We start from the raw sequence: 26,250 nt of genomic DNA on the forward strand, positions 1-26,250 counted from the left end.
TGCCTGCCGGCGCATAAAAGCCGATCCAGATTTCGGTTTCGTAGCCAGGCACGCCCTGTTCGGCGATGGTGGGCACATCGGGCAGCATGGGATTGCGCTCGCGGGTGGACACGGCGATGGCGCGCAGCTTGCCGCTTTGCACATATTTGATGGCTGTCAGCGCGTCCACGAAAGACGCCTGGATCTGGCCGCCCAGCAGGTCGTTGAGGGCCAGCGCCGTGCCCTTGTAGGGCACGTGCAGCAGCGGCGCGCCGGTGCGCGCGGCCAGCAGTTCGCCCGACAGATGGGTGGTGCCGCCCACGCCGGAGGAGCCGTAGCTCACGCTGCCGGTCTTCTTGGCATAGGCCAGCAGCTCCTGCAGATTGTTGACGGGCAGCTTGGGATTGACCACCAGCACATTGGGCGTTCGGGCCAGCAGCGCCACCGGCGCGAAGTCTTTCTCGGTGTCGTAGGGCAGGGTCTTGGTGATGGCCGGGTTGACCACGTGGGCGGTCGTCGTGACCAGCAGGGTATGGCCGTCGGCCGGCGAGCGCGCCACCTTCTCGGCGCCGATCACGCCGCCGGCGCCGCTGCGGTTGTCCACGATGACGGACTGCTTGAGATCGGCCTGCAGGGTCTTGGCCAGTTGCCGCGCCAGCACATCGGTCATGCCGCCGGCCGCGAAGGGCACGACCAGCGTGATCGGCGCATTGAGGGTGTCCGCCGCCGGCGCGGCGGCCGCGGACATCGCCAGGCCGGCGCCGGCCAGCCAGGCCGCTATGCGGCTCAAAGTCTTGTTCATGGTGTTGTCTCCTCGTTGTCGGGTCAGGCGCGCTGCTGCTTGCGTTTGAGCAAGAAGGCTTCCATGTAGCGCTTGGGTTCGTCGCTGTCGTAGGCCGACACCAGCGCATCCACGCCGATGGCGATGGCCTCGGCCAGGGGCAGGCGCTCCCAGTCGCGGATCAGTTTTTTCTGGATGCGCATGGCCAGCGGGCCGCCTTCGAGCAGCATTTCCTGCCAATGCGCGGCGAGCGCCGGCAGCCCGCCCTCGGCGGCCACGTCGGTGATCAGCCCCCAGTCGCAGGCCAGCCGCGCCGGAATCATGCGGCCGCTGAGCAGCAGGTCGCGCGTGCGCGTCCAGCCGATCATCCCGGGCAGCATCGCGCCATGGATGACCGAGGGCACGCCCAGGCGCACTTCGGGCATGCCGAAGCTGGCGTCGGCCGTGGCCAGCTTGATGTCACAGACCGCCGCGACCTCCATCCCGGCGCCCAGGCAATAGCCCGACACCAGGGACATGGTGGGGAAGGGCAGGTCGCGCAGCTGCTCGCACAGGGCATGCACGCCGCGGATGTAGGCATCGATGTCGGCCTTGCCGGCATCTTTCAGGAACTTGATGTCGGCGCCGCCCAGGAAAGCCTGGGCGCCGCCCTGCACGATGAGCAGGCGGATTTCCGGGTCGCGCGCCAGTTCGCGCAAGGTGCTGGTGTAGACCGCCGCGGCCTGCGAGGTCAGCAGGTTGAGGCGGCCATTGTCGAAGGTGATGGCCACCACGCCGCCGTCGCGGCGCTCGATATGGCATTGGGGAGTCTGCATAAAAGCCTCGTGGGAAGAATGCGAGGCATGATAGGTTTCGGACGATTGATGAGACAATGGAATTCTTAGACTTCACCCAGTCCATAACGGCATGAATATCCGCCAGTTGCGCGTCTTTCTGGCCTTGTACGAGACCGGCAGTTTCACGGCCGCGGCCGCCCGCATGCACGTCACGCAGTCGGCCGCCAGCAAGATGGTGGCCGAGCTCGAAAGCCAGCTAGGCCTGGTGCTCTTTGACCGCAGCACGCGCCGCGTCGCGCCCAACGACGCGGCGCGCGAGTTCCACGCCTATGCGCTGGAAGTGGTCGCCACCATGCAGACGGCCAAGCGCAGCGTCGAGGAACTGCTGGCGCTGGACCGCGGCAAGGTGAGCATCGCGGCCTCGCCGCTCATGATCTACGGCCTGCTGGCGCGCGTGATCGCGGACTACCGGGCGGCCCATCCCGGCATCCATTTCGAGCTGCACGAACTGTCCACCGACCAGACCGTCGAGAGCGTGCGCGCCGGCACCGTGGATTTCGGGCTGGCGGCCGTCGACGCCCGCCTCTCGGGCGTGCGCACGGAGGTGGTGCTGCGCGACAGCATGCGCGTGGTGGTCGACGCCGCGCACCCCTTGGCCGCCCGCGCCAGCGTCAGGCTCAAGGACCTGGCGGCTTGGAACCACATCCTGCTGCGGAATTTCTACAGCGTGCGCCGCAGCCTGGACGGCATCCTGGCCGAGCAGGGCGTGCGGCTCGACAGCGCCATCGAGGTCGGTTCGCTGACGGCCGCGCTGGGCCTGGTGCGCTGCGGGGCGGGCGTGCTGGTGCTGCCAGGCTATGCCTCGGCCATCGCCGAACAATGGGGCATGCACAGCCTCTCCATCCGGGGCGTGCCGGACACGGTGCACGAAATCTCCATCATCCAGCGCAACCAGACCCGCCCATCGGTGTCGACGCGGCGTTTCCTGGAGACCTTGCTGCCGCGTCTGGGGAAGGACGCGCCGCCTCGCGGCTCCAATCCTGCGCCTGGAACCAGCCGCGCAGGTGGTCGACGAAAAGCCGCACCTTGAAGGGCTGGTAGCGTTTGCTCTGGACGATGGCGTAGATGTCCAGCGCCTCGCAGCGATAGTCCGGCAGCAGCACTTCCAGGCTGCCGTTGCGGATGTCTTCATCGACCATGTAGCTGGGGTGCATGGAGATCCCGTGGTGCCCCTTGGCCAGGCGCAGGATGGCTTCGCCCAGGTTGGCGTTGAAATCGCCGCGCACGTGCACGCTGTGCAGTTCGCCGTCGGCGCCCGTGAACTGCCAATGGCCGGTGGCCGCCTTGAGCTGGTGGATCAGGCAGTTGTGCTGTTCCAGGTCTTTGGGGCGCCGCGGGCGGCCATGGGCGTCGAGGTATTGGCGCGTGGCGACCAGCAGCTGGGGGACCATGGCGATCTTGTAGGCGATCTGGTTGCTGTTGCGCAGCCGCGGGGCGATGCGCAGCGACAGGTCCATGTTTTCGGCGATGAGGTCGCCGCGTCCGTCGTCGATGAGCAGCGAGACCTGGACTTCGGGGTAGGTCCGCAGAAAGGCCTGCACGGCCGGCGCGAGATGCACGGCGCCGAAGGAGGGCGGGGAGCCGATGCGGATGCGTCCGCTGGGGCGCTGCACGGGGCTGCGCACCAGGTCCTTGAGGTTCTTGACGGCGTGGGCAAGGAGATCGGCATTCTGCAGCAGCACCGCGCCGCTTTCGGTGAGGCTGACGCGCTTGGTGTTGCGGTTGAGAAGCTGGGTTTCGAACTCGGCTTCCAGCCAGGCGATTTTTTTGGTGATGGCCGAGCGGCTGGTGCCCAGGCGTTCGGCGGCCTTGGAAAAGCTCAGGCCTTTGGCCACTTCGACGAAGACCTCCATGCACTCGATCGTGTTCATTGCGCCGCAACCTGTGTTTCTTTTCTGGAAAAACTGATTTGTCTTGAGCCCGCTATTCCTCATAGAGCTGCATTCCTAGAATAACTCCAATTCGAAACACTGGATGCGGACGTGCTGGGCACCCCCGATTTTGATTACCACCTCTATGGCACCCGGGTGCGCTTTGCGCAGGGGTGCGCCGGGCAGTTGGCCGCGACGCTGGCCGAGCTGGGCGGCCGCCGTCCGGTGCTGTTGATGCAGCGCCGCCTGGCCGCGTCGCCGGCCGGGCAGGCCTTGCGCGCCCAGCTCGAGGGGCTGGCGGCCGTGGTGCTCGACGGCGTGCCCGAGCATGGCAGCGTGGCTTATCTGGAAGCGGCGCTGGCCGGTCTGCGCGCCCATCGGCCGGATGTGATCGTGGCGGCGGGCGGGGGCAGCGTGGCCGATAGCGCCAAGGCGCTGGCCTTGATGCTGCCCGAGGGCGCGCGCCTGGCGGCCTATGCCGCCGGCCGGCCCGCGCCGCCGCGCCGCGCCTTGCTGCCTATCGTCAGCCTGCCGACGACGGCGGCGGCGGCCGAGGTCACGCCGTCCATCGGCCTGGCCGACGAGGGACGCAAGCGTTTGTTCTGGTGCCGCGACGTGGCGGCGACCGAGGTGCTGATCGATCCCGACTTGGCCGCGGGCCTGCCGCGGGAGCGTCTGTTGGCCACGGCCGTCAACGGCATTGCCCATGATCTGGAGGGGCTGTATTCGCGCCAGCGTTCGCCGGTGTCGGACGCCCTGGCCTTGCATTCGCTGGGCTTGTTCGCCGTGGCGCTGGCGCCGCGGGCCGAGCCGGCGGCAGCGCGGCGCCAGATCCTGGCCGCGGCGCATTTGTCGGGCATGGTGCTGTCTATGGCGCGCACCTGTCTGCACCACGCCATCTGCCATGTGATAGGGGCGCGCCACGGCGTGGCCCATGGCGCGGTCAATTGCGTGATGCTGCCCCATGTGCTGCGTTTCAATGCGCCGGCCGCGCCGCAGGCGCTGGCCGCGGCGGCCCAGGCTATCGGGCGCGCCAGCGGCGCCGAGGAAGGGATGTCCGCGGCGGACTGGGTGGCCGGCTTGCGCGCGACGCACGGGCTGCCGGCGTCGCTGCGGGCGCTGGGCCTGGCCGCCGCCGATCTGCCTGAGATCGCCCGCCTGTGCATGCACGAGCGCGGCGTGGCCTTGAATCCGCGCGCGGTGCCCGATGCGGACACCGTGCTGCATTTACTTGAGCAGGCCTACGGGCCGGCGCTTTCCCGGAGCACAGTATGAGAATCGAACCCAAGAACGCCGCGCTGGGCGCGACCATCCACGACATCGACCTGTCCCAGCCCCTGGATGAGGCCAGCTTCCGCGCCATCGAGCAGGCGCTGGGCCGGTATGGCGTCCTGTCTTTCCCGCGCCAAACGTGGACCACCGCCCAGCAGCGCGCCTTCGCGCAGCGCTTCGGGCAGCTGGAGATCAATGTGGCCAACACCAGCCAGGACAACGAGTTCCCGGACGTGATGATCCTCTCCAATATGGTGGAGAACGGCAAGCCGCTGGGCCTGAATGACGCCGGCCAGGATTGGCATACCGATATGTCGTATAGCCGGACCATCGCCTTTAGCAATGTGCTCTATGGCATCAGGATCCCGATGCGCGATGGCCAGCCCCTGGGCAATACCGAGTTCTGCAATATGCACGCGGCCTATGAAGACCTCCCGCAGGCGCTCAAGGACGAGCTTGACGGCATGACCATCACGCACGATTTCAACAAGTTCTGGGAGAAGATGCGCAGCCAGCCCGGCAGCCGGCGCGCGCCGCTTACCGAGGAGCAGCGCCGCCGCAAGCCGCCGGTGTCGCATCCCGTGTTCTTGCGGCACCCCATCACCGGTCGCAAGGTGCTCTACGCCAATCCCGGGTATTCGGTGCGCATCAATGAGCTGCCCGAGGCGCGCAGCGAGGAAGTGCTGGCCTTTCTGTTCGAGCACCAGTTGCAGGACAAGTACCGCTACCAGCATCGCTGGGCCGAGGGCGACGTGCTGATGTGGGACAACATGGGGACCATCCACAACGCCGTGGCCGATTACCGCCCCGACGAGCCGCGCTACATCCGCCGCTGCCAGGTCATGGCGGACCGTTATTTCCCCGAGCTGTACTGACCGCGGCGTCCAAGCCGGCGGCCGACAACACAATCACAAGAGGAGACTTTGCGATGCAACTCATGAAGAAACTGGCGCTGTCCCTGGGCGCCTGCCTGCTGCTGGGCCAGGCTTGCTGGGCCGGGGAGTACCCTGACCGGCCCATCCGCATGGTGGTGGGCTATTCGGCCGGCGGCCCGACGGATGTCATCGCCCGGATCGTGGCCAAGCATATGGGCGACCAGCTGGGACAGACCATCGTGGTCGAGAACAAGGCCGGCGCCAGCGCCCACATCGCCGCGCAGGATGTGATGAACGCCGCGCCCGATGGCTACAAGGTGCTGGCGACATCGCTGACCCTGACCGTCAATCCCTTGCTCTATCCGGACCGCTATCGCTACGAGGCCGACAAGGCTTTCGCGCCGGTGAGCAACTTCGCCAACCTGCCCATGGTGCTGGTCACCCATGCCGATTCCCCCTATAAAAGCCTGGCCGATCTGGTGGCCGATGCGCGCGCCAATCCGGGCAAGCTGACCTTCGGCTCGTCGGGCGTGGGGGGCTCGGCTCACCTGGCCGCCGAGATGCTGGCCGCCAAGGCCGGCCTGAAGATGCAGCACATCCCTTTCAAGGGCAATGGCCCGGCGCTGCAGGAGATGATCGCCGGGCGCATCGCCTTCATGTTCTATCCCAGCATCGGCATCGCCGACTATGTCAACAGCGGCAAGCTGCGGGTGCTGGCGGTGGGCGCGCCGTCGGGCTTGGCGGACTTTCCCGGCGTGCCGACCTTCGACAGCCTGGGCTACAAGGGCTTCGAGGACGGCGCGCCCTGGGTGGGCCTGCTGGCGCCGGCGGGCACGCCCCGGCCCATCGTCGACACTCTGAACAAGGCGGCCGTGGCCGCGCTGTCCAAGCCCGAAGTGCGCGACCAACTGAGCAAGCTGGGCGCCTATGTCATTGGCGATACGCCCGAGCAGTTTCGCGATTTCCTCATCAAGGACAAGCTGCGCTGGGCCGATGTGATCCAGCAAGGCGGCGTCAAGGGCGAGTAGGGCGCGGTCATGAGAAGCCAGCTTCACGCCTGCCACTCCATCGAAGGCTTGCGGCAGGCCGCCCGGGCGCGCCTGCCGCGCGGGGTCTTCGACTTCTACGATGGCGGCGCCGAGGATGAGATCACCTTGGCGGACAACCGCGAGGCTTTCCGCCGCGTGCGGCTCTTGCCGCGCGTCCTGCGCGACGTGTCGCGGCCGGACCCGTCCACCCAGCTGTTTGGCCGGCCGCTGGCCGCGCCCATGGCCATCGCGCCCACGGGCGCGGTGGGCTTTGGCTGGCGCGGCGGCGATGTCGCGCTGGCCCGCGCCGCAGCGCGCCATGGTATCCCCTATGCCTTGTCGACCTCCGCCACGGCCAGCATCGAGGAAATCGCCGATCAGGCGCCGGGCCGGCTGTGGTTCCAGGCCTATATCCTGCAGGACAAGGACAGGCTGCACGCCCTGGTCGAGCGCGCCCGCGTGGCCGGTTATGAGGCCTTGATGATCACGGTGGACCTGCCCGTGGGCGGCAAGCGCGAGCGCGATCTGCGCAATGGGCTGGGCTTTCCCATGAAACTCAATGCCCGCAACATCGGCCAGTTCTTGCGCAAGCCCGCCTGGTCGCTGGACATGCTGTTGCGCCGTCCGCCCGTCATGCCCAGCCTGGCCGGCCTGAAGGCCTTGCGCGCCGATGGCCGGCAGTCGCTGGCGGGGCGCAATTATGACCCGGCGTTCGACCTGCGGGCGCTGGCGCGCTTGCGCGAACGCTGGCCGGGCAAGCTCATCGTCAAGGGAGTGGTCCATCCCGAGGACGTGGAAGGCATCCTGGAGGCGGGCGCCGACGCCTTGGTGGTGTCCAACCATGGCGGGCGGCAGCTCGACGGCGGCGTGGCCACGCTGGACGCGCTGGGCGGCGTCCTGGCGCGGGCCGCCGGCCGCGTGCCGGTCTGGCTCGATGGCGGCGTGCGGCGCGGCAGCGACATCCATAAGGCCCTGGCGCTGGGCGCGGGCGGCGTACTCACGGGGCGCGCCACGCTGTATGGCGTGCTGGCCGGCGGCCAGGCCGGCGCCGACCGCGCACTGGACATCCTGAACGAAGAACTCATCCGCAGCATGCAGCTTTGCGGCACGCCGCGGATTTCCGACATCGACCGCCGGCTCATCGCCGGCTCCAACCCCGTTCATTCCCATGCAGGCTGACACCATTACCCTTTGCACCAACCAATGGCTGCGCATGTACCGTTGCCTGGACATGCGCGACTACGACGGCCTGCTGGCCACGCTCGGCGAGGAGGTCGTCTGGCTGCGCCAGGGCCAGCGCCTGCAGGGGCGGGCCGCCGTGCGCCAGGCGCTGGCGCAGCGCTCGCCCACCATGCGCATCCATCATTTGCTGACCAATGTGATGGCGCAGGACGGCGACGACCGGCGCTGCCGGCTGGCGGCCTATATGCTGGTGGTGCGCCATGAGCCGGGCCGGGAGCTGGCCGGGCCCGCGCCGCTTGCCGGCATCGAATCCGTGCGCAGCACGTATGCGGACTTCGCCTGGCAGGACGGCCAGTGGCGCATCATGGGGCTGCACAGCGACGACATCAGCTTCCAGGCTTGAGGAGACAGGGCATGAGATGGATACGCTATACGCTGCAGGGCAAGACCGCCTACGGCATGCTGGATGACAATGACCGCATCGTCCCGGTGGCGGGAGACCCCTTCGGCGGCTATGAAAAGCGGCCGCAGCGCCTGGCGCTGGCCGATGTGAGCCTCGAGGTGCCGGTGGTGCCGCCCACCTTCTACTGCGTGGGCCTGAACTACACCAAGCACATCAGCGCCGAAGGCATGAAGATTCCCAACAAGCCGGATGTGGGCTACCGCGCCAACAATGCGCTGCTGCCGCACGAGGGCGAGGTCATCATGCCGGCCGACGCCATGCGCGTGCACTACGAAGGCGAGCTGGTGGTGGTGATCGGCAAGAAGACGCGCGACATCGAGGTCGGCGAGGCCGCGGACTGCATCTTCGGCTACACCATCGGCAACGACGTGAGCGAGCGCAACTGGCAGGCGGCCGACCGCACCTTCTGGCGCGCCAAGAACAGCGACACCTTCAAGCCCATGGGGCCGTGGATCAGCACCCAGGCCGACATCGCCGCCATGCGCACCACCGTGTCGGTCAACGGCAAGACGACCACGGCCTTTGACACCGCCGACATGCTGTTCGGCGTGGAGGAGTTCATCAGCACCATGAGCCGCTACCTGACGCTCTATCCCGGCGACATGATCTGGATGGGCACCGACGGCCATTCGCCCGACCTGCAGGACGGCGACGTGGTGGAGGTCTCGCTGACCGGGCTGGGTACACTGAGGAACCGCTTCGTCCGCACAAGGAAGATCTGACATGCTTGCCGCCCGTTATCGATCCAATGGCGCCGCCCGCGAGGTGCTGGAGCTGGCCACGCTGCCCGACCCGGTCCCGGGGCCGGGCGAGGTGCGCGTGAAGGTGGCGTATTCCGGCGTCAATCCTTCGGATGTCAAGTCGCGTGCCGGCAGCCGGCCGGTCGAGCAGGGCTACGTCGTCCCACACAGCGACGGGGCGGGGGAGATCGATGCGGTGGGCCAGGGCGTGGATCCGGCGCGCCTGGGCCAGCGCGTCTGGCTCTGGAACGCCCAGTACGGCCGCCGCGACGGCACGGCGGCGCAATATGTCTGCCTGCCCGCCGGGCAGGCCGTGCCGCTGCCCGAGGGCGTGAGCCTGCAGGCCGGCGCCGCCCTGGGCATCCCGGCCTTGACCGCGGTCCATGCCTTGCGGCTGGCGGCGCTGTCGCCGGGCGAGCCGGTGCTGGTGACCGGCGCGGCGTCCAATGTCGGCTTTTACGCCGCCCAGCTGGCGCGCCTGGCGGGCGCGGAGGTCATCGGAACGGTGGGCGCCGAGGACAAGGCGCAATCCCTGCGCGCGCTGGGCCTGCAGCGCCTGATCGACTATAAGCGCGAGCCCGTGGCCGAGCGCGTGCGGGCGTGGACGGGCGGGCGCGGCGCGCACGCCCTGATCGACCTGGATTTTTCGCGCAGCGCCCGGCTGGTGCGCGAGGGCGCGCTGGCCGACCATGCGCGCTTTGTCTGCTATGGGTCGAACGACCGCGGCGACATTCCCATCCACTTCGCCTCCTGGCTGCCGCGGGCGATCTCCCTGCATTTCTTCCTGGTCTATACGCTCACGCCCCAGGCGCGGCAGGCGGCGATCGCCGAGCTGCAGGCGCGGCTGCCCGAGCTGCGGCATCACGCCGTGGAGATCTATCCGCTGGCCGACATCGTCGCGGCGCACGAGCGCGTGGAGAGCGGCCGTTTCGCCGGCAAGGTGCTGGTCGCGCCCTAGGCGGCGGCCCGCAGCGGCCGGAAGTGCTGGAAATCCCAGTGCCTGCCCGGCGCGGCGTCGATCAACTGCCGGGTGTAGGCCTCGCGCGGCCGGGTCAGCACCTCGCGCGCCTGGCCGGCCTCGACGATGCGGCCCTGCCGCATCACCACGATGCTGTCGCAGATCTGGGCCGCCACGCGCAGGTCGTGGGTGATGAAAAGCACGGCCGTGTCGGTCTGCTGGCGCACCTCTTCGATCAGCCGCAGGACCTGGGCCTGCACCGAGACATCCAGCGCCGAGACCGCTTCGTCGGCGATCAGCACATCGGGCTCCAGGGCCAGGGCGCGGGCAATGCAGATGCGCTGGCGCTGGCCGCCCGAGAACTGGTGCGGATAGCGGTCCATGGCCTCGGCCGGCAGGCCCACCACTTCCAGCAGCCGCGCGGCGCGCCGGCGGGCCTCGGGGCGCCGGGCGCCGTAGTTGAGCATGCCCTCGATGATGGATTCGCCCACCCGGATGCGGGCGTTGAGCGAGCGGTAGGGATCCTGGAAGACGACCTGCACCTTCTGGCGCAGCGGCCGCAGGGCGCGGCGCGAAGCCGTGGCGATGTCCTTGCCGTCGAGCTTGACCGAGCCGCTGCTCGGGTCGATCAGCCGCGCGATGCAGCGGGCAACGGTCGACTTGCCCGAGCCGGACTCGCCCACGATGCCGACGATTTCTTTCTTGCGCAGCGTGAAGCTGACATCGTCGGCCGCGTGGACCTGGCGCGCGCGCTTGAAGAGCGAACGCTCGGCATAGGTCTTGCCCAGGCGGGCGACTTCCAGCACGGCCGCGCCCTGGACCGGCGCGCGGTCGGCCGGCGCCAGGCTGGGCACCGAGGACACCAGCATGCGGGTATAGGCTTCGCGGGGCTGGGCCAGGATCTGCTGCCGGTCTCCCGTTTCGACGATGCGGCCGCGGTTCATGACGGCGATGTGGTCGGCGATTTCGGCCACCACGCCGAAATCGTGGGTGATGAAAAGCACGGCGGTCTGGTGCGCCTGCTGCAGCTCGCGGATGAGGGCCAGGATCTGCTTCTGGGTGGTGACGTCCAGGGCGGTGGTCGGCTCGTCGGCGATCAGCAGGCGGGGATTGAGGATGAGGGCCATGCAGATCACGATGCGCTGGCGCTGTCCGCCCGACAGCTGATGCGGGTAGGCGTCATAGACCCGCGCCACGTCGGGCAGATGGACCGATTCGAGCATGGCCAGGATGCGGCGTTTGCGTTCGGCGGCCGGCAGGTCGCTGTGGGTGCGCAGCACCTCGTCGATCTGCCAGCCCACGGTGCGCACCGGGTTGAGGGCGGTCATGGGTTCCTGGAAGACCATGGACATGCGGGTGGCGCGCAGCTCGCGCAGGCGCTCGGGCGTGGCGGCGAGCAGGTCTTCGCCCTCGAGCAGGATGCGGCCGCCGCAGGGCCGCAGCGCATCGGGAGCCAGCAGACCCATGACGGCAAAAGAGGTGACGGATTTGCCGGAGCCGGATTCGCCGACCACGCACAGGGTCTGTCCGGCGTGGATGTCCAGGCTGACATCCTGCACCACCTGCTGCGCGCCGCCGGTGAGTTCGACGCGCAGGTTGCGGATGCTGAGAACGGGGAGGGAAGCGGTATCAGACACGGCGGGCCATCTTGGGATCGAGGGCGTCGCGCATGGCGTCGCCCAGCAGGTTCACGCTGAGCACGGTCAGCGCCAGGAAAACGCCGGGCACCAGGATGAGCTCCGGCTTGAGGCGGAAGTACATGCGGCCTTCGGCGATCACATTGCCCCAGGAGGGGATTTCCGGCGGCATGCCCACGCCCAGGAAGCTCATCACCGCTTCGGCGAGGATGGCCGAGGCGAAGATGAAGGTGCCCTGCACGATGAGAGGGGCCACGGTATTGGGCAGGAGGTGGCGCAGCATGAGGCGCGGGGTGGGCGTGCCCAGGGAGACGGCCGCCTCGACATAGGGTTCGCCGCGCAGGCCCAGCACCAGGCCGCGCACCAGCCGCACCACACGCGGGAACTCGGGCACGGCGATGGCGATGAGCACGGTCAGGATGTTGGCGCCGGTCACGGCCACCAGGGCGATGGCAAGCAGGATGCCGGGCACCGACATGATGCCGTCCATGATGCGCATGATGACCATGTCGGCATAGCGGAAGTAGCCGGCGACCAGTCCCAGCACCAGGCCAGGCACCAGGGCCGCCAGGGCCGTGCCGGCGCCGATGAGCAGCGAGACGCGCGCGCCGTGGATGACGCGCGACAGCACGTCGCGGCCATAGGCGTCGGTGCCGAACCAGTGCGCGGCCGAGGCGCTCTTGAGGCGTTCCATGGGGTTGATGGCCAGCGGATCGGCCAGGCCCAGCAGGTTGGCCGCCAGCGCGACAAGCACGATGAAGGCGAGAAAGCCCGCGGCGAACATGACGGGGCCGCTGGACAGGGCGCGGCGCAGCGGCGATGCCGCCTTGGCCGCCGGCGGCGCGACGGCCGCCGGTTGTGCGGTGAAGGACATGGACGCCTCAGTAACGGATGCGGGGATCGAAGACGGAATACAGCACGTCGATCGCCAGGTTGATGCCGATGTACAGCAGGGAAAACAGCAGGATCAGGCCCTGGATCAGGGGATAGTCGCGCGCCAGGACGGATTCGACCACCAGCCGGCCCAGGCCAGGCAGGTTGAAGACGGACTCGGTGACGACGACGCCGCTGATCAGCAAGGCGATGCTGATGCCGATGATGGTGATGATGGGCACGGCCGCGTTGCGCAGGGCATGGGCGATGAGCACCGTGCCTTCGGTGATGCCCTTGGCCCGCGCGGTGCGGATGTAGTCCTCGTTCATGACTTCCAGGATGCTGCTGCGCGCGATGCGGGCGATGAGCGCGATGAAGCCGGTGCTCAAGGCCAGCGTCGGCAGCGCCAGATGGCGCGCAAACTCGAACACGCCGGCCGACAGGGGTTTGTAGCCCTGCACGGGCAGCCAGCCCAGCTTCATGGCGAACAGCAGGATGAGGGCATAGCCGGTCACGAAGATAGGCACCGAGAAGCCCATCACCGAGAAGGCCATGATGGCGCGGTCCACGCGGCTGCCGCGCCGCCAGGCGGCGTAGGCGCCCAGCGGCACCGCCACCAGGGTCGAGAACACGATGGTGCACAGGGCCAGGGCCAGCGAAGGCCCGATGCGCCCGGCGATCATCCCGGTGACGGGCGTGCCCGAGTGCAGCGACACGCCCAGGTCGCCCCGCATCACCTGGCCCGCCCACAGGCCGAACTGCGCCGTGATGGAGCGGTCCAGGCCCATGTGCTGGCGCAGTTGCTGCAGCTGCGTTTCGGTGGCCGAGTCGCCGGCCAGAATGATGGCGGGGTCGCCCGGGGTCAGCCGCAGCAGGCCAAAGACCAGCACGGCCACCGTCAGCACCACCGGGACGGTGGCCAGCACACGTTTGAGCAGGTAAGCCAGCATGCCTTTACTTCCCGGACTTGGCGATATTCCAGAACACCGGGGCGGGTGACTCGATCACGCCGCTCAGGCTCTTGCGGTAAGCCGCGGCGGTATTGATCTGCCCCAGGGGGATGGCCACGCCTTCATCGAGCATCACATCTTGCAGCTTGTCGGCGATCTCCTTGCGTTCCTTGTCGTCGCGCGCCACCAGGAATTTCTCGCGCAGGGCCTCGACCTCCGGCACGTCGGGCCAGCCGAACCAGGACTTCTCGCCATTGGCCGACACCCCGTAGTTGCGCAGCGGATCCATGATCTCGCTCATATGCCAGGTGGTCACGAAGATGCTCCAGCCGCCCTTGGCCGGCACGTCGCGGTTGGCGCGGCGCGACAGCATGGTCATGAAGTCCATGGCCTGCAGCTGGACATTGAAGCCGGCCTGGCGCAGCTGCTGGGCCATCACCACCGGGATGGCCGAGGCCATGGCGATGTCGGTGGCATGCAGGATGACCACCGGCGAGTTGTCGTACTTGGCTTCCTTCAGGAGGGCGCGGGCCTTCTCGATGTTGGAAGGCACGATCATGTCGGCGCGGATGTCGCTGGCATAGGGCAGGCCGCAACCGAAGACCGCGCCGCAGGTCTTGTAGTAGGCGGGGTCGCCGACCTGGGCCTTGAGGATGTCGGCCTGGCCCACGGCATACATCGCGGCCTGGCGCAGCAGCTTGTTGTCAAACGGCTTTTGCGTCTGGTTGAAGCGGTACATGGGTTGGTAGCCCATCTTGTCCAGGATGCGCAGCTCCACATCGGGCGCGCTCTTGACCATGGGGGTCAGGTCGAAGGGCACGGTCTCCAGGTAGTCGACCTCGCCTTCGAGCAGCGCGTTGACGGCCGTCATGGGGTCGGGCAGGGTGAGCCATTCGACGCGGTCGACCTTGACCACCTTGCCGCCGGCCGTGGCGCTGGGCGGCTCGTTGCGCGGCACATAGTCGGTGTTCTTGGCATAGACCGTCTTGACGCCCGGCTGGAACTCGGCCTGCACGAACTTGAAGGGGCCCGAACCGGTGTAGTCGCTGATGGCCTGGGAGGCGGGCGTGTCGGCCACGCGCTTGGGCATCATGAAACTGGGCAGGCCGCTGGGCTTGGCCAGCGCGGCCAGCACGTCGGCCGGCGTCTTGAGCACGATGGCGAAGGTCTTGTCGTCGACTACGTTCATGGCCTCGACCAGGGGCATCAGCTGCCGGCCCATCTTGTCCTGCTGGGCCCAGCGCTTGATCGAGGCCACGCAGTCCTCGGCCTTGACCGGCGTGCCGTCATGCCACTTCAGGCCGTCGCGCAGCGTGAAGGTATAGGTCTTGCCATCGGGCGAGATCTCCCATTTGTCGGCCATCTGCGGACGCACCTTGTTGTCGGCGTCGGTGGCCAGCAGGGTGTCGTAGATCATGTAGCCGTGATTGCGCGTCTGGTGCGAGGCGGTGAGCACCGGGTCGAGCACGGACAGCTTGCTGGCCATGACGACGGTGAGCTTGTCGGCCAGGGCCGGCGTGCTGGCCGCGGCGGCCAGGGTGGCGGCCAGGCCGGCGCGCAGCAGCCAGGATTTCATGAAGTTCTGCGATTGCATGGTGGTTCCCCTTGTCGGCCGGCGTCGCCGGCCTTTGTTGCGTGGCGCCGCGCGGGCGGCGGGCCGGTCAGACCTGATCAAAAGACAGCGGTGACATCTCCAGGGCGCTGCGATGCGCCACCAGGTCGCGCTCGGGCACCAGGGCCTCGGCGCGGCGCTGGGCGGCATCGACCTCGGCGGCCGCATGGCGGTAGTCCAGCGAGGCGACCTCACCCTTGTGCACGACGCGGCGGCCATCGATGTAGACGGTATGCACGGCGCGGTCGGCGGCGGCATAGACCAGGCTGCGCACCGGGTCGCGCGAGGGGCGCATGAGGTGGTGGGTCATGTCGACCAGCACCAGGTCGGCGCGCGCGCCCACGGCCAGGCGTCCGATGTCCTTGCGGCCCAGGGCCTGGGCGCCGCCCACGGTGGCCGCGTGGAAGACTTCCCCGGTCGTGGTGGCGCGCGGCGTCTGGGCCATCAGGCGGGCCAGATAGCCCACATGGCGCATTTCCTCGATCATGTTGTGCGGATAGGTGTCGGTGCCTATGCCCAGATTGATGCCGGCGCGGCGATAGCGGCCGAAATCGCGCAGCGCCATGCCGCGCCGCATGAACACCGTGGGGCAGTGGGCCACGCTGGCGCCCGTCTCGGCCAGGATGGGCAGATCGGTGGCGGTGCTCCAGTGGGTATTGGGATGGTCGTCGACGAAAATGCCGTGGCCCACGATGCTGGCCGGATCGAGCACGCCCAGGCTGTGCAGCCATTGCACCGGGGTCAGGCCATGGCGGCGCGTGATCTCGTGGAACTCGGGCAGGGACTGGGCCGCGTGGGTCTGCCAGCCGATGCCGCGCCGCTTGGCCTCGGCGCGGCTGTCGCGCAGCAGGTCGGCGCTGCAGGTGTCGATCTGGGCCGGACAGAGCATGCCCTGCAGGCGGCCGGATTCATGGGCCTGGGCGCGGTCGATGAGCTTGAGCGCGCGCTCCAGCCCGTCATAGCCGCCTTTCTCGTTCCAGTCGTATTCGACCACATGGCCGTTGCGCGTGTACCAGCGGGCGGAGCGGAACATGGGCGCCAGATAGGCGCGCAGGCCGCTCTTGGCCAGGATGGTTATCCATTCTTCGTGGATGACGGACATGTCGACCACGGTGGTCACGCCCGACATCAGCAGCTCGGCGCAGGCCAGCGTGAGCTGGTGCGGCGCGGCCTCGGCGTCGCCCTCCATGGTGGGCATGTACTCGTAGAGATTGGAGTTATACAGCCCGGCCGAGCCGGTTTCGTCGGTGTAGCCCTTGTTGATGGGCTCGTGCACCAGGTGGCTGTGGATGTCGACCAGCCCGGGCATGAGCATCATGCCGCGGCCATCGACGACCTCGCAGTCCGGGCCGGCGGCGAAACCGGCGCCGATGTGCGTGATCTGGCCGTCGCGGAAGGCGAGATCGGTGTTGCGCATATAGACATGGCGCTGGCGGGAGTCGTCCCAGGCAACGACGGTGTCGGCGTTCTGGATCAGGGTGGTGGTCACGTCGGAATCTCCGGGTTCAGGATTCAAGAGCCGCTTGCAGCCAGGAGCGGCGGCCGGGCGCGCGAGCGCCGATGGGAAACAGGGAGGGCAGGCCGCGTGCCAGGAAGCGGCCGTCGCCGGGCTTGCCGGTGAAGGACTGGCCGTCCCAGACGACCTGGCCGCGCAACAGCGTCAGGCCCGGCCAGGCGCGCAGGCGCCGGCCGGCATAGGGGGTGTAGTCCACCGCATGGTGCAACTGGGCGTTGTCCAGCACGAAGTCGCGCTCGTCCCAGACCACCAGGTCGGCGTCGGCGCCGATGGCCAGCGTGCCTTTGCGCGGATACAGGCCGTAGGCGCGGGCCGGCCCGGTGGCGGTCAGTTCGACGAAGCGGTTCAAGCTGATGCGGCCTCCCAGCACCCCCTCGGAGTACAGCAGCGGCATGCGGGTCTCGATGCCCGGGATGCCGTTGGGGATGTGCCGGAAGGGCACTTCGCGCCCGCCGGGATGTTTGCCGTCCTCGCCCTCCAGGCGGAAAGGCGAATGATCGGAGGAGAACACCTGGAACAGCCCATCGGCCAATCCCTGCCAGACCTGCTGCTGGGCGGCGCTGTCGCGCGGCGGCGGGCTGCAGACGCAGCGCGCGCCGTGATAACTGTCGTCGATGCCGAGGTCCTCGGCGCTAAGCAGCAGGTATTGCGGGCAAGTCTCGGCATTGATGTTCAGGCCCAGCGCGCGCGCCGCGCGTATCTGCTGCACGGCGTCTCCGCCCGAGATATGCACCAGCAGGATGGGGACATCGACCAGCTCGGCCAGCGCGATGGCGCGGTGCGCGCCCTCGCGCTCGACCAGGCCGGGGCGCGACACCGCGTGAAAGCGGGGCGCGACGCGGCCCGCGGCCTCCAGGCGCTCGGTCAGCCAGCTGATGCAATCGGCGTTCTCGGCATGGATCATGGGCATGCCGCCATGGCGGCGCGCCACGTCCAGCACGTCCAGGATCTGCCGGTCGGAGAGCCTGAGGCTCTCGTAGGTCATGTAGAGCTTGAAGGAGGTATAGCCCGCCGCGATCAGGCGCGGCAGCTCTTCATCGAGCACGGCCGGCGTGGGGTCGGTCAGGATGAGATGAAAACCGTAGTCCACGCAGGCCCGGCCCTCGGCCCGTCGGTGGTAGTCGGCGATGGCCTCGTCCAGCGTGCCGCCCTTGCGTTGCGCCGCGAAGGGGATCACCGTGGTGGTGCCGCCGCAGGCCGCCGAGCGCGTGCCGGTCAGGAAATCATCGGCCAGGCGCACCGGTGGCGCCATGGGCTGGTCCAGGTGGCAATGGGCGTCGATGCCGCCGGGCGTGACCACACGGCCCCCGACATCGATATTGCGCTGGCCATCGGGCAGATCGTGGCCGATCTGGGCGATGCGGCCGTCCCGTATGGCGAGATCGGCGGAATACGTGTCGCTTGCGCTTGCCAGTACGGCGTTACGCAAGACCAGATCGAAACCCCTTGTTGTCATCTGGACCCTTTCTGCGCTGCTGGGCTTTTTCCTCGTGGCGGGAAACTGAGCCTTGCGGGCATTCTAGGACTGACAACAACGATGAATACATTATCGTTAACCCTGCATAAAACATTTCGAATAAAAAATGTCTACATTTTTCAGGCATCATGTCGCCATGGCTGGACGGCGGCGATGAGGTATCGTGCGCCCAGCGACAATGCACCCGACGACATACATGCCGCAGATCAAAAAGCCCATGGCACCAGAAAAACGCGAAAGCACTGTCAACGAGGTCTATGAGCGGGTCTACTCCGCCATCCTCGACAACCGGCTCAAGCCGGGCACCAAGCTGGTCGAGGAGCGCCTGGCGGAGATCTTCGCGGTCAGCCGCCCGCGCATCCGCGAAGTGCTGGCGCGCCTGGCGCATGAACAGATCGTCGAATTGATCCCGCAGCGCGGCGCGTACGTGGCCAAGCCCACCATCGAGAAGGCCATCGACGTGTTCGAGGCGCGCCGCATCATCGAGCCGGCCGTGGTGCGCCGCCTGGTGGCCAACCTCACCCCCGAGAAACTGCAGCGGCTGCGCGAGCACGCCATCCTGGAGCAGGCCGCGCGGGAGCGCAACGACAAGCGGGCCATCATCCGCCTGGCCGGCGAATTCCATATCGTGCTGAGCGAACTGGCCGGCAACCTGGAGCTGGCGCGCACCATGCGCGAGCTGTCCACGCTCAGCTGCCTGGTGATTTTCCTGTACAACCTGCCCACGGCCACCAGCTGCCGCCACGACGAGCATGCGCTCATCATCGACGCGATCGAAGCCGGCGACACCAAGCGCGCCGAGACGCTGACCCTGCAGCACCTGGACCACATCGAGCAAAGCTGCAAGCTGGAGCCGGCCGACGAAGACGTGGACCTGGAAGACGTCTTCCGCGCCTGATCCCGCCGCGCGGCGATGCTCAGGCGGGCGGCGCGCTGTCCGTGAGGGGATCGCCGGGCGGCAACCGGGTGAGCAGGCGCGTGCGCGTGTGCTCGGAGTGCTCGCGGGTCAGGCGGACGAATGTTTCGCTGTCGCCCATGACAAAGGCCTGGGCCAGCTGGATGTGCTCCTGCTGGGCTTGGCGCAGGTCGCCCGTGAGCCGGGTCTCGGTGCGGATATATGACTCGATCAGGGTACGGGAATGCTCCAGGGCCCGCAGGTGGTGCGGGCAACCGGCCGGGTTCAGCATGGCCTTGTGAAAGCGGGTATTGAGATCGAACCAGCGCGCCAGACTGTCATCGTCGCGCTGCTCGGCCAGGGCGCCCATTTCGGAAGCGATGGCATAGACGGCGGCGATGTCGGCTTCGCTGCGCCGGCCGATGGCCCGGCGCGCGAGCTCGGTTTCCAGCAGGCATCGGAGATCGAAGACTTCGGTGATCTGTTCGGGATCCAGCGAGGCGACGGCATAGCCGCGGCGCGGGTGCAGCACCACGATGCCGTCGGCCTCCAGCCGGGGCAGCGCTTCGCGCAAGGGACTGCGGCTGACGCCCAGCCGGTTGGCGACCTCGTCCTGGCGCAGCATCTGGCCGGGGCGGAAGATCCCATTGAGGATAGCGTCGCGCACCTTCTGGTAGACCATGCCGGGCAAGGTCGGGTTGGGGGTTTCTGCGGATAGGGGATCGATAGCCATGGCCTGAGAGGCAGTCTCCGTTTGTTGGCAGATTGGATAAAAAATAAATCTGCTTTATACAATCCAAAAAATCGTGGTCCCGGCGGCTATTCTAAAGTAAATCCGCCCGAAATCATAGGTATTTATCCGTAGTGCCGCGCCCGGTTCAGGGTTAGCACCAATTCATACTTTTGGATTGGCGCTTAGACTTCGCTCCATTGAATTTCAAATTTTATACAATTTTCTGGCGGAGCCATCGAGAGCGCGTCCGCCCTTGAGCCGCATGACCCACACAGAGGAGCTTTCATGTCCAGCCAGGTGCAATACATCAATCCGCAAGAAGGTTGCCCCGCCCAAGGCCTGTATTCCCACATCGGCACGGCCGACGGCAAGCTGCTGTTCGTGGCGGGCCAGTTGTCCGTGGGCGCCGATGGCGGCGTGGTCGGCAAGAATGATTTCAAGGCGCAGTTCGAGCAGATTTTCCGCAACCTGGGCGCGGTGCTGCGCGGGGTGAAGGGCGATTTCAACCATGTGGTGAAGTTCACCACCTATCTGGTGCGTTCGCAGGATATCGAGCAGTTCATGAAGCTGCGCGCCGAGCTGTTTCCCTCGATCTTCAAGGGTCCGGATTTTCCGCCCAACACGCTCCTGGTGGTGGACCGCCTGGTCAAGGAGGATTTTCTGCTCGAGGTGGAAGCCGTCGTCCACGTGGCCTGAGAGGGCGCCAGCCGGGAGAGGGATGTGAAGACCGAATCGTTCGCGTTCGAGGGCATGAAGGTCCAGTACCTGCGCGCCGGGCAGGGACTGCCGCTGTTGCTGCTGCATGGCTCGGGCCCGGGCGCCTCCAGCCTGGGCAATTGGAAGGCCGTGCTGGGCCCGCTGTCCGAGCAGTACGAGGTCTATGCCATGGATCTCATCGGCTTTGGCGGCAGCCAGCGCAAGCCGGCGCCGCCGTTTTTCGATTATGCGCTTTGGCTGCGCCAGGCGCGGGCCATGCTGGCGCGCTTGCCGGGCGCACGGGTGGGCGTCGTGGCCCATTCGCTGTCGGCCTCCCTGGCGCTGTCGCTGGCCGCCGGCCAGCCCAAGGTGGCCGCCGTGCTTACCACCGGCGCCATGGGCGCGCCTTTCACGCTGCGCGAAGAAACCGCGCGCACCTGGACCTGTCCGCGCGACCGGCAGGCGCTGGTACGCGCCATCGCCGGCCTGGTGCACGACACCCGCGGGATCGGGGAGGCCTATTACCAGCAGCGCGAGGCCGTCATCTATGCCGAGGGCTATGCCGATTATTTCGACGCCATGTTCGGCGGCGACAAGCAGCAGTACATCGAGGCGGCGGTGCTGGCCGACGCGCTGCTGGCGCGCGTGACGCAACCCGTGCTGCTGCTGCATGGCCGCAATGACCGGGGGTTTCCGGCCGCCGGTTCGCTGGAGATCGGCGCCCGTCTGCCGCATGCCGACGTGATGCTGCTCGATGCCTGTTCGCATTCGGTGGCGGTGGAGCGCGCGCCGACCTTCATGGCCCTGGCCACCGACTTCTTTTCCCGCCATCTGACATAAGCAAGGGGAGGCCGCATGGCCAAGAAAGGATATTTGCTCAAAGGCAAGGTCATCGACGGCAGCCTGGACGCGCCCATCGAGCGGGGCGCGGTGCTGACCGATGGCGCCTTGATTTCCTGGGTCGGCGAGGCGGCCGCGCTGCCGGCCGATATCGACACGGCCGACTACGAGATCGTGGAGCTGCCCGGACGCAGCATCCTGCCCGGGCTGGTGGACGCGCACACCCATATTTCCTTCGGCGAATCGCGGGCCGAGGAAGAGAACGCGCTCTACACGCCGGTGGAATTCCGCGCCATCAAGGCGATCTACAACGCCAGGAAGATCCTGCAGGCCGGCGTGACCAGCGCCTTTGACGCGGCGACGACCTATGCCGTGGCGCAGGCCGTGCGCGACGCCATCGACAGCGGTATGTATCCGGGGCCGCGCTATACGGTGTCCGGGCGGCAGATCACCAACCACCAAGGCCTGGAAGACGCCTTCCCGAGCGAGATGGCTTTTCCGCCCGGCCAGGCGGCCGTGCTGGTCAAGACCCGCGACGATCTCATCGAAGCCGTGCGCCTGCAGGTCAAGGACGGCGTGGACGCCATCAAGGTGTCCGGGTCCAACGACAACCTGATCACCCCGGACGCCGCCGATGTGTCGGCCTTCACGCGGGAGGAGCTGCGCCTCATTGCCGACGAGACGCACCGGCTGGGCAAACTGTGCAGCATCCACGCCCGTTCGCGGGTGTCGGCGCGCGACGCGGCGTTGGCGGGTTTCGACAATATCTATCACGCCTCCTATATCGACGAGGAGGGCATCGAAGCCTGCCTGGAGTCGGGCAGCGTGATCACGCCCACGCTCACGCTGCTGGTCAACCTGATCGAGGCCAACCAGGCGCAGGCCGGCGCTTCCGGCTCTGCGGCCTTCGAGCGTGAGGTCGAGGCCGCGCGCAAGAACCTGCGCCGCGCCTACGATGCCGGCGTGCCCTTGCTGGCCGGCAGCGAGAGCGGCTGGTCCCCGGTGCCCTATGGCCAATGGCATGCGCGCGAAATGGAGATCTTCGTCGACCTGCTGGGGCTGTCGCCCCTGCAGGCCATCCATGCCAACACCCTGGCCGCCTCGCGGCTGCTCAGCCCCCGCTACCGGAACAAGGTGGGCAAGCTGGAGCGGGGCCGTTATGCCGACATCCTGGTGGTGCCCGGCGACCCCTGCCGGGATATCCGCCTGCTGCAGCAGCCCGGTCGCTTTGACTACATCCTGCAGGGCGGCCGCCCCGTGGACCGCACGCCGCCGCCGGCGCGCCGCCGCATGTGGTACGAGCGCAGCAAGACCTTCCTGGCCGGGCTTTATGTCTACGACGAAGGCCAAGGCCGGGGCAATTTCCTGCCCGAATGATTCCGCAACCCCCTCCGAGGAGGTCGTATGAAGCTGTCTGGATTCAAGCGTATCGCGGCAAGCCTGGGCGCGGTGTCCGCCGGCCTTGCCATCCTGGGGGCCGCTCCCGCGGCGGCGGCCCAGGCCGACCGGCTCAAGGGCATCGTCGAGCCGCTGAAGGCCGAAGAGCCGTTCACGCTGGGCGTGACCCTGGTTCATCTGCAGGATGATTTCTGGAAGGGCATCGCCTACGGCATCCAGGACGAGGCCAAGCGCAGCGGCGTGAAGGTGCTGCCGGTGGCCGTGGCTGGCGCCTATGGCAATGTGCGCGAGCAGTTCGCCCAGCTGGAAAGCCTGAAGGCGCGCGGCGCCGACTATATCGTCGTGGGCGCGGCCAGCTTCGACGGCTATGACGCCATGTTCAAGAACCTGAAGGACGGCGGCACCAAGGTGGTGGCCGCGGGCATTCCGGTCAACAGCGCCAATGTGGCCTTCGGCGTGGGCCAGGACGAGGGCGCCATCGGCACGGCGCTGGCCCGGGCGTTGTGCGCGGTCAAGGCCGATTCGACCACGCTGCCCATTCCCGGGCCGGCTGGCGCGGAATGGGCCCGGCTGCGTTTCGAGGCCTTCAAGGCCGAGGCGGCCAGATGCCCCGGGATGAAGATCAAGCCGGGAGCGTTCGGCGGCTCGCTGGACCTGGCCTATGGCATGTCCCAGGCTTCGGACCTGCTGCTGCGCGATCCCGGCGCGGACTTCATCTACACGCCGGTCATCGCCCTGGGCATGGGCGCCGCGCAGGCCGTGCGCCAGCAGCGCAAGAGCGTCAAGGTGGTCTCCAGCGCCATCGTGCGCGAGGCCATTCCCATGATCCAGGATGGGCGGCTGCTGGCGGTGGCTTCGGAGCCGGGCATTCTCATGGGCCGGCTGATCGTCCAATACGCCATCCGCGATCATGAGGGCAAGCCCATGGCCAATATGGTCAAGGATGCCTCGCTGAAATATCCCAACCTCATGACGCCGCCGCTGGTCATCACGCCGCAGAACATCCCGACCTATCCCTTCGAGGAGTACGACCTGCCACCCAAGGGCTGGAACATCAGTTCGGCGCCATGACGGCGGGCCGCTTCCATCCGGCAACATCCCCAGGGGGAAACCATGCAAGGCGTCAACCATGCCGCGGCCCGGCCACTGCTATCCCTGACAGGCGTGAGCAAGCGCTTTGGCGCGACGCTGGCCCTGGACGGCGTGTCGATCGATTTCCATCCCGGCGAGATCCATTGCCTGCTGGGCGAAAACGGGGCGGGCAAGTCGACCATCGGCAAGATCATCGGCGGCCTGTATACGCCGGACGAGGGCGAGCTGCGGATCGGCGGCGAGACAGTGATCTTCAAGAGCATCAAGGACTCTCGGGCGCGCGGGCTGGCCATGGTGTTCCAGGAGCTGTCGCTCGCGCCCGACCTGTCGGTGCGGGCCAATCTGCGGCTGGGCCGGCCGCAGGCGTGGCGGCTGCGCCATGCGCGCGAGGCCGAGGAGGCGCGGGAGATTCTGGCGCGCCTGGGCTGCCGCCTGGACGTTGAGCGGGCGGTCAAGTCCTTGCCGGTGGGCGCGCAGCAGATGGTCGAGATCGCCAAGGCCTTGCTGCAGGCGCCAGACCTGATCGTGCTGGACGAACCGACCGCCATGCTGGGCGCGGCCGAGAAAGCGCGGCTTTTCGCCGTGCTGCGCGGCCTGCGCGACGCGGGCAAAGCGTTGGTGCTGGTCACGCATCACGTCGATGATGTGCTGGCGCTGGCGGACCGGGTCAGCATCATGCGCAATGGCCGCCTGGTCGATTCCTTTGCCATGGTCCCCGGTATGCGGGCCGAGCAGGTCCTCGACCGCTTGACCGGCGGACGTCTGCCCAAGGCCATGGCAGCCGGCCTCCGGCTGGAGGAGCGCGGCGACGTGCTGTGCATCGAGGGCGCGCGCAAGCGCGGCGGCGGCAGCGAGCCTATCCGCGTGCGCCGCGGCGAGATCGTCGGTTTGTACGGCGTGGTCGGCTGCGGCGCCGAACGCCTGATCCAGGCCCTGGCCGGCGCGGCGCGGGACAAGGCATTGCGCCTGACCCTGGCCGGCCTGCCCTATGCGCCGCGCCAGCCGGCGCAGGCGGCCGCGCGCGGGGTGGCCTATCTGCCCGCGGGCCGCGCCAGCAATGGCATCTTCGCCTCGCTGTCCATCCGCGAGAACCTGAGCTTGTCCATCCTGCCCAGGCTGGGGCGCTATGGCTTTGTCTCCGGACGGGCCGAGCGCCAGGAGGCCGAGCGCGCGCTGGCGCGCTTCGGCGTGAAATACAGCGACATGGACGCGCCCATCACGGGCCTGAGCGGCGGCAACCAGCAGAAGGTCCTGATGGCGCGGGCCATGGCGGCGGCCCGCCATGTGCTGGTGCTGGAAGAGCCCACGGCCGGCATCGATATCGCCGCCAAGCTCAGCCTGCACGAGCGCGTGCGTGAACTGGCGCAAAACGGAGTGGCGGTGGTGATGCTGTCCAGCGATCTCATCGAGACCATACAACTGTGCGACAGCGTCATTACCTTCTATGAAGGCGAGGTGGCGCGGCGCTACGACCGGCCGACCCTGGACGACCAGGCGGACATCGTCGCCGACGTGCTGGGCCAGCCGCATTGATCAATCCCCATCTTCTTTCGAGATACAAGGCATGCAAGGTCTGAGAATGGAAGTCGGCAAGCAAAACCGCGTGGATCCGGCCCGGATCCGGCAGCTGGGCGCCAGCCTGATGCTGCCGCTATTCATCGCCGTGATGGCGGTGGGCACGGCCATCGTCGAACCCAAGTTCGCCACCTGGGACAATCTGCGCAACCTGGCCACGCAGATGATGCCGCTCTTGATCCTGGCGCTGGGCCAGGCCTTCGCCATCATCAGCGGCGGCCTGGACCTGTCGCTGGCGGCGGTGATGTCATTGGCCGGGGTGCTGGGCGTGCTGGCCATGGAGCCCTACGGGCCGGCGGCCGGCGTGGCCGTGATGCTGGCCACCGGCCTGGCCGTGGGCTCGGTCTCGGGTGCCATCATCGCCTGTTTCCGCGTCAGCCCGCTGGTGGTGACGCTGGGCATACTTTCGGTGGCCCAGGCCATCGCGCTCATCCTGTCCAGCGGCGTGCCGATCTACAACATCAACCCTGCCTACGCCGACGCCATCGGCTATGGCGCCTGGCTGGGCGTGCCGGTCACGGTGTGGATAGGGCTGGCCTGCGTGGCCGCGGCCAGCCTGCTGATGCGGCACACGGTCTTCGGCCGGCATGTCTACGCCATCGGCTCGAGCGTCTCGGCGGCGACCAAGTCGGGCATCAACGTGCGCCTGACGACCATCGGGGTCTATGCCGCCAGCGGCCTGTGCGCGGCCATCGGCAGCGTGGTCCTGACGGCCTGGGTCGGGTCGGCCCAGCCCGTGGCCGCGCCCAACCTGACCCTGGAGTCGCTGGCCGCGGTGGTGCTGGGCGGGGTGGCGCTGACGGGCGGGGCCGGCGGCATACGTCAGGTGGTCTACGGCGTGGTCATCCTCAGCATGTTGTCGAACATCATGAACATGATCGGGGTGTCGGCCTACTACCAGACCCTGGTGATCGGCGTGGTGATCATCCTCGCCGTCATCCTGGACCGTATGCGCGGCCGCTAGCCGTTTC

General features: G+C 67.8%; 24 protein-coding genes and 1 pseudogene. 15 read left to right on the plus strand and 10 right to left on the minus strand.

What is annotated here, in order from left to right:
• Together AXA74_RS20720 and AXA74_RS20725 are read right to left on the minus strand one after the other, a co-directional pair.
• Positions 1 to 781: tripartite tricarboxylate transporter substrate binding protein (locus tag AXA74_RS20720; protein ID WP_060833312.1), on the minus strand; the 781-nt coding region annotated here is incomplete at its 3' end.
• Positions 782 to 804: 23 nt separating this feature from the next.
• Complete coding sequence (locus tag AXA74_RS20725) at positions 805 to 1,575, minus strand: enoyl-CoA hydratase-related protein (protein WP_032955986.1); 771 nt, start codon at positions 1,573 to 1,575, stop codon at positions 805 to 807.
• Positions 1,576 to 1,666: 91 nt separating this feature from the next.
• On the opposite strand from AXA74_RS20725, the pseudogene AXA74_RS20730 reads away from it, so the two are divergent.
• Positions 1,667 to 2,482, plus strand: a pseudogene (locus tag AXA74_RS20730) (LysR family transcriptional regulator); the annotation flags it as partial.
• On the opposite strand, the gene AXA74_RS24740 reads toward AXA74_RS20730, so the two are convergent.
• Positions 2,475 to 3,467: a LysR family transcriptional regulator gene (locus AXA74_RS24740; RefSeq protein ID WP_032955985.1), complete on the minus strand. Its 993-nt coding sequence runs from the start codon at positions 3,465 to 3,467 to the stop codon at positions 2,475 to 2,477. The pseudogene AXA74_RS20730 and the gene AXA74_RS24740 overlap by 8 nt on opposite strands.
• A 111-nt stretch (positions 3,468 to 3,578) precedes the next feature.
• Between AXA74_RS24740 and AXA74_RS20740 the strand changes: the two genes are divergently transcribed.
• The 7 genes from AXA74_RS20740 to AXA74_RS20770 are packed head-to-tail and all read left to right on the plus strand — an operon-like array spanning position 3,579 to position 9,985.
• Complete coding sequence (locus tag AXA74_RS20740) at positions 3,579 to 4,742, plus strand: iron-containing alcohol dehydrogenase family protein (protein WP_051594001.1); 1,164 nt, start codon at positions 3,579 to 3,581, stop codon at positions 4,740 to 4,742.
• Entirely contained in the window at positions 4,739 to 5,614 is an 876-nt protein-coding gene (locus AXA74_RS20745) for a TauD/TfdA dioxygenase family protein (RefSeq protein WP_029580956.1), read from the plus strand. The genes AXA74_RS20740 and AXA74_RS20745 overlap by 4 nt, the downstream gene beginning before the upstream one ends.
• A gap of 53 nt (positions 5,615 to 5,667) precedes the next feature.
• Complete coding sequence (locus tag AXA74_RS20750; RefSeq protein WP_051594000.1) at positions 5,668 to 6,642, plus strand: Bug family tripartite tricarboxylate transporter substrate binding protein; 975 nt, start codon at positions 5,668 to 5,670, stop codon at positions 6,640 to 6,642.
• Between the two features lie 9 nt (positions 6,643 to 6,651).
• On the plus strand, positions 6,652 to 7,821 hold the full coding sequence (locus AXA74_RS20755; protein WP_032979570.1) for an alpha-hydroxy acid oxidase: 1,170 nt from the start codon (positions 6,652 to 6,654) through the stop codon (positions 7,819 to 7,821).
• Positions 7,811 to 8,227 (plus strand): nuclear transport factor 2 family protein, encoded by a 417-nt coding sequence (locus tag AXA74_RS20760; protein ID WP_032955979.1) that lies wholly within the window; start codon positions 7,811 to 7,813, stop codon positions 8,225 to 8,227. The genes AXA74_RS20755 and AXA74_RS20760 overlap by 11 nt, the downstream gene beginning before the upstream one ends.
• A gap of 11 nt (positions 8,228 to 8,238) precedes the next feature.
• The gene (locus AXA74_RS20765; protein WP_032955977.1) at positions 8,239 to 9,009 is read left to right on the plus strand and encodes a fumarylacetoacetate hydrolase family protein; all 771 of its coding nucleotides are present in this window, start codon (positions 8,239 to 8,241) and stop codon (positions 9,007 to 9,009) included.
• A 1-nt stretch (position 9,010) separates the two neighbouring features.
• Positions 9,011 to 9,985, plus strand: coding sequence for an NADPH:quinone reductase (locus AXA74_RS20770; RefSeq protein ID WP_032955975.1), 975 nt, complete (start codon positions 9,011 to 9,013; stop codon positions 9,983 to 9,985).
• Here AXA74_RS20770 and AXA74_RS20775 read toward each other — a convergent pair.
• From AXA74_RS20775 to hydA, 6 genes are all read right to left on the minus strand, one after another.
• Positions 9,982 to 11,622 (minus strand): dipeptide ABC transporter ATP-binding protein, encoded by a 1,641-nt coding sequence (locus AXA74_RS20775; protein WP_029580962.1) that lies wholly within the window; start codon positions 11,620 to 11,622, stop codon positions 9,982 to 9,984. The genes AXA74_RS20770 and AXA74_RS20775 overlap by 4 nt on opposite strands.
• Complete coding sequence (locus tag AXA74_RS20780; protein WP_029580963.1) at positions 11,615 to 12,496, minus strand: ABC transporter permease; 882 nt, start codon at positions 12,494 to 12,496, stop codon at positions 11,615 to 11,617. Before AXA74_RS20780 ends, AXA74_RS20775 begins: the two co-directional genes overlap by 8 nt.
• A 7-nt stretch (positions 12,497 to 12,503) precedes the next feature.
• Positions 12,504 to 13,445: an ABC transporter permease gene (locus AXA74_RS20785; RefSeq protein WP_029580964.1), complete on the minus strand. Its 942-nt coding sequence runs from the start codon at positions 13,443 to 13,445 to the stop codon at positions 12,504 to 12,506.
• Positions 13,446 to 13,449: 4 nt separating this feature from the next.
• Positions 13,450 to 15,039, minus strand: a complete 1,590-nt coding sequence (locus tag AXA74_RS20790) for an ABC transporter substrate-binding protein (RefSeq protein WP_095075196.1) — start codon at positions 15,037 to 15,039, stop codon at positions 13,450 to 13,452.
• 67 nt (positions 15,040 to 15,106) lie between these two features.
• Positions 15,107 to 16,546 carry an amidohydrolase family protein gene (locus AXA74_RS20795; RefSeq protein WP_032979569.1) on the minus strand — a complete coding sequence of 480 codons (1,440 nt, stop codon included), beginning with the start codon at positions 16,544 to 16,546 and terminating at the stop codon, positions 15,107 to 15,109.
• 16 nt (positions 16,547 to 16,562) lie between these two features.
• Complete coding sequence (gene hydA / locus AXA74_RS20800) at positions 16,563 to 18,029, minus strand: dihydropyrimidinase (protein ID WP_032979568.1); 1,467 nt, start codon at positions 18,027 to 18,029, stop codon at positions 16,563 to 16,565.
• Between the two features lie 217 nt (positions 18,030 to 18,246).
• Between hydA and AXA74_RS20805 the strand changes: the two genes are divergently transcribed.
• Positions 18,247 to 18,948 (plus strand): GntR family transcriptional regulator, encoded by a 702-nt coding sequence (locus AXA74_RS20805; RefSeq protein WP_029580968.1) that lies wholly within the window; start codon positions 18,247 to 18,249, stop codon positions 18,946 to 18,948.
• Between the two features lie 19 nt (positions 18,949 to 18,967).
• Here the strand turns inward: AXA74_RS20805 and AXA74_RS20810 are convergent, their stop codons facing one another.
• The gene (locus AXA74_RS20810) at positions 18,968 to 19,678 is read right to left on the minus strand and encodes a GntR family transcriptional regulator (RefSeq protein WP_080700991.1); all 711 of its coding nucleotides are present in this window, start codon (positions 19,676 to 19,678) and stop codon (positions 18,968 to 18,970) included.
• A gap of 285 nt (positions 19,679 to 19,963) precedes the next feature.
• Between AXA74_RS20810 and AXA74_RS20815 the strand changes: the two genes are divergently transcribed.
• Genes AXA74_RS20815 through AXA74_RS20840 form a run of 6 tightly spaced genes read left to right on the plus strand, consistent with a single transcriptional unit; the run spans position 19,964 to position 26,243 of the window.
• Positions 19,964 to 20,374: a RidA family protein gene (locus AXA74_RS20815; protein WP_029580970.1), complete on the plus strand. Its 411-nt coding sequence runs from the start codon at positions 19,964 to 19,966 to the stop codon at positions 20,372 to 20,374.
• A gap of 24 nt (positions 20,375 to 20,398) precedes the next feature.
• A complete protein-coding gene (locus AXA74_RS20820; RefSeq protein ID WP_029580971.1) occupies positions 20,399 to 21,214 on the plus strand; it encodes an alpha/beta fold hydrolase in 816 nt (271 codons plus the stop codon).
• Positions 21,215 to 21,229: 15 nt separating this feature from the next.
• Positions 21,230 to 22,591, plus strand: coding sequence for a metal-dependent hydrolase family protein (locus tag AXA74_RS20825; protein ID WP_032979567.1), 1,362 nt, complete (start codon positions 21,230 to 21,232; stop codon positions 22,589 to 22,591).
• Between the two features lie 27 nt (positions 22,592 to 22,618).
• Entirely contained in the window at positions 22,619 to 23,683 is a 1,065-nt protein-coding gene (locus AXA74_RS20830; RefSeq protein WP_032979566.1) for a substrate-binding domain-containing protein, read from the plus strand.
• 42 nt (positions 23,684 to 23,725) lie between these two features.
• Complete coding sequence (locus AXA74_RS20835; protein WP_032979565.1) at positions 23,726 to 25,237, plus strand: sugar ABC transporter ATP-binding protein; 1,512 nt, start codon at positions 23,726 to 23,728, stop codon at positions 25,235 to 25,237.
• A gap of 31 nt (positions 25,238 to 25,268) precedes the next feature.
• Complete coding sequence (locus tag AXA74_RS20840) at positions 25,269 to 26,243, plus strand: ABC transporter permease (protein WP_032979564.1); 975 nt, start codon at positions 25,269 to 25,271, stop codon at positions 26,241 to 26,243.
• Positions 26,244 to 26,250 lie beyond the last annotated feature (7 nt).

Source organism: Bordetella hinzii LMG 13501, from assembly GCF_001548475.1.
Taxonomy (GTDB): domain Bacteria; phylum Pseudomonadota; class Gammaproteobacteria; order Burkholderiales; family Burkholderiaceae_B; genus Bordetella; species Bordetella hinzii.

What these genes read in the sequence shown, in the direction of transcription:
- AXA74_RS20725 (WP_032955986.1), bottom strand. Translation starts at nt 1,575, where the DNA reads ATGCAGACTCCCCAATGCCATATCGAGCGCCGCGACGGCGGCGTGGTG.
- AXA74_RS24740 (WP_032955985.1), bottom strand. Translation starts at nt 3,467, where the DNA reads ATGAACACGATCGAGTGCATGGAGGTCTTCGTCGAAGTGGCCAAAGGC.
- AXA74_RS20745 (WP_029580956.1), top strand. Translation starts at nt 4,739, where the DNA reads ATGAGAATCGAACCCAAGAACGCCGCGCTGGGCGCGACCATCCACGAC.
- AXA74_RS20750 (WP_051594000.1), top strand. Translation starts at nt 5,668, where the DNA reads ATGCAACTCATGAAGAAACTGGCGCTGTCCCTGGGCGCCTGCCTGCTG.
- AXA74_RS20755 (WP_032979570.1), top strand. Translation starts at nt 6,652, where the DNA reads ATGAGAAGCCAGCTTCACGCCTGCCACTCCATCGAAGGCTTGCGGCAG.
- AXA74_RS20760 (WP_032955979.1), top strand. Translation starts at nt 7,811, where the DNA reads ATGCAGGCTGACACCATTACCCTTTGCACCAACCAATGGCTGCGCATG.
- AXA74_RS20765 (WP_032955977.1), top strand. Translation starts at nt 8,239, where the DNA reads ATGAGATGGATACGCTATACGCTGCAGGGCAAGACCGCCTACGGCATG.
- AXA74_RS20770 (WP_032955975.1), top strand. Translation starts at nt 9,011, where the DNA reads ATGCTTGCCGCCCGTTATCGATCCAATGGCGCCGCCCGCGAGGTGCTG.
- AXA74_RS20780 (WP_029580963.1), bottom strand. Translation starts at nt 12,496, where the DNA reads ATGTCCTTCACCGCACAACCGGCGGCCGTCGCGCCGCCGGCGGCCAAG.
- AXA74_RS20785 (WP_029580964.1), bottom strand. Translation starts at nt 13,445, where the DNA reads ATGCTGGCTTACCTGCTCAAACGTGTGCTGGCCACCGTCCCGGTGGTG.
- AXA74_RS20790 (WP_095075196.1), bottom strand. Translation starts at nt 15,039, where the DNA reads ATGCAATCGCAGAACTTCATGAAATCCTGGCTGCTGCGCGCCGGCCTG.
- hydA (WP_032979568.1), bottom strand. Translation starts at nt 18,029, where the DNA reads ATGACAACAAGGGGTTTCGATCTGGTCTTGCGTAACGCCGTACTGGCA.
- AXA74_RS20805 (WP_029580968.1), top strand. Translation starts at nt 18,247, where the DNA reads ATGCCGCAGATCAAAAAGCCCATGGCACCAGAAAAACGCGAAAGCACT.
- AXA74_RS20810 (WP_080700991.1), bottom strand. Translation starts at nt 19,678, where the DNA reads ATGGCTATCGATCCCCTATCCGCAGAAACCCCCAACCCGACCTTGCCC.
- AXA74_RS20815 (WP_029580970.1), top strand. Translation starts at nt 19,964, where the DNA reads ATGTCCAGCCAGGTGCAATACATCAATCCGCAAGAAGGTTGCCCCGCC.
- AXA74_RS20825 (WP_032979567.1), top strand. Translation starts at nt 21,230, where the DNA reads ATGGCCAAGAAAGGATATTTGCTCAAAGGCAAGGTCATCGACGGCAGC.
- AXA74_RS20830 (WP_032979566.1), top strand. Translation starts at nt 22,619, where the DNA reads ATGAAGCTGTCTGGATTCAAGCGTATCGCGGCAAGCCTGGGCGCGGTG.
- AXA74_RS20835 (WP_032979565.1), top strand. Translation starts at nt 23,726, where the DNA reads ATGCAAGGCGTCAACCATGCCGCGGCCCGGCCACTGCTATCCCTGACA.
- AXA74_RS20840 (WP_032979564.1), top strand. Translation starts at nt 25,269, where the DNA reads ATGCAAGGTCTGAGAATGGAAGTCGGCAAGCAAAACCGCGTGGATCCG.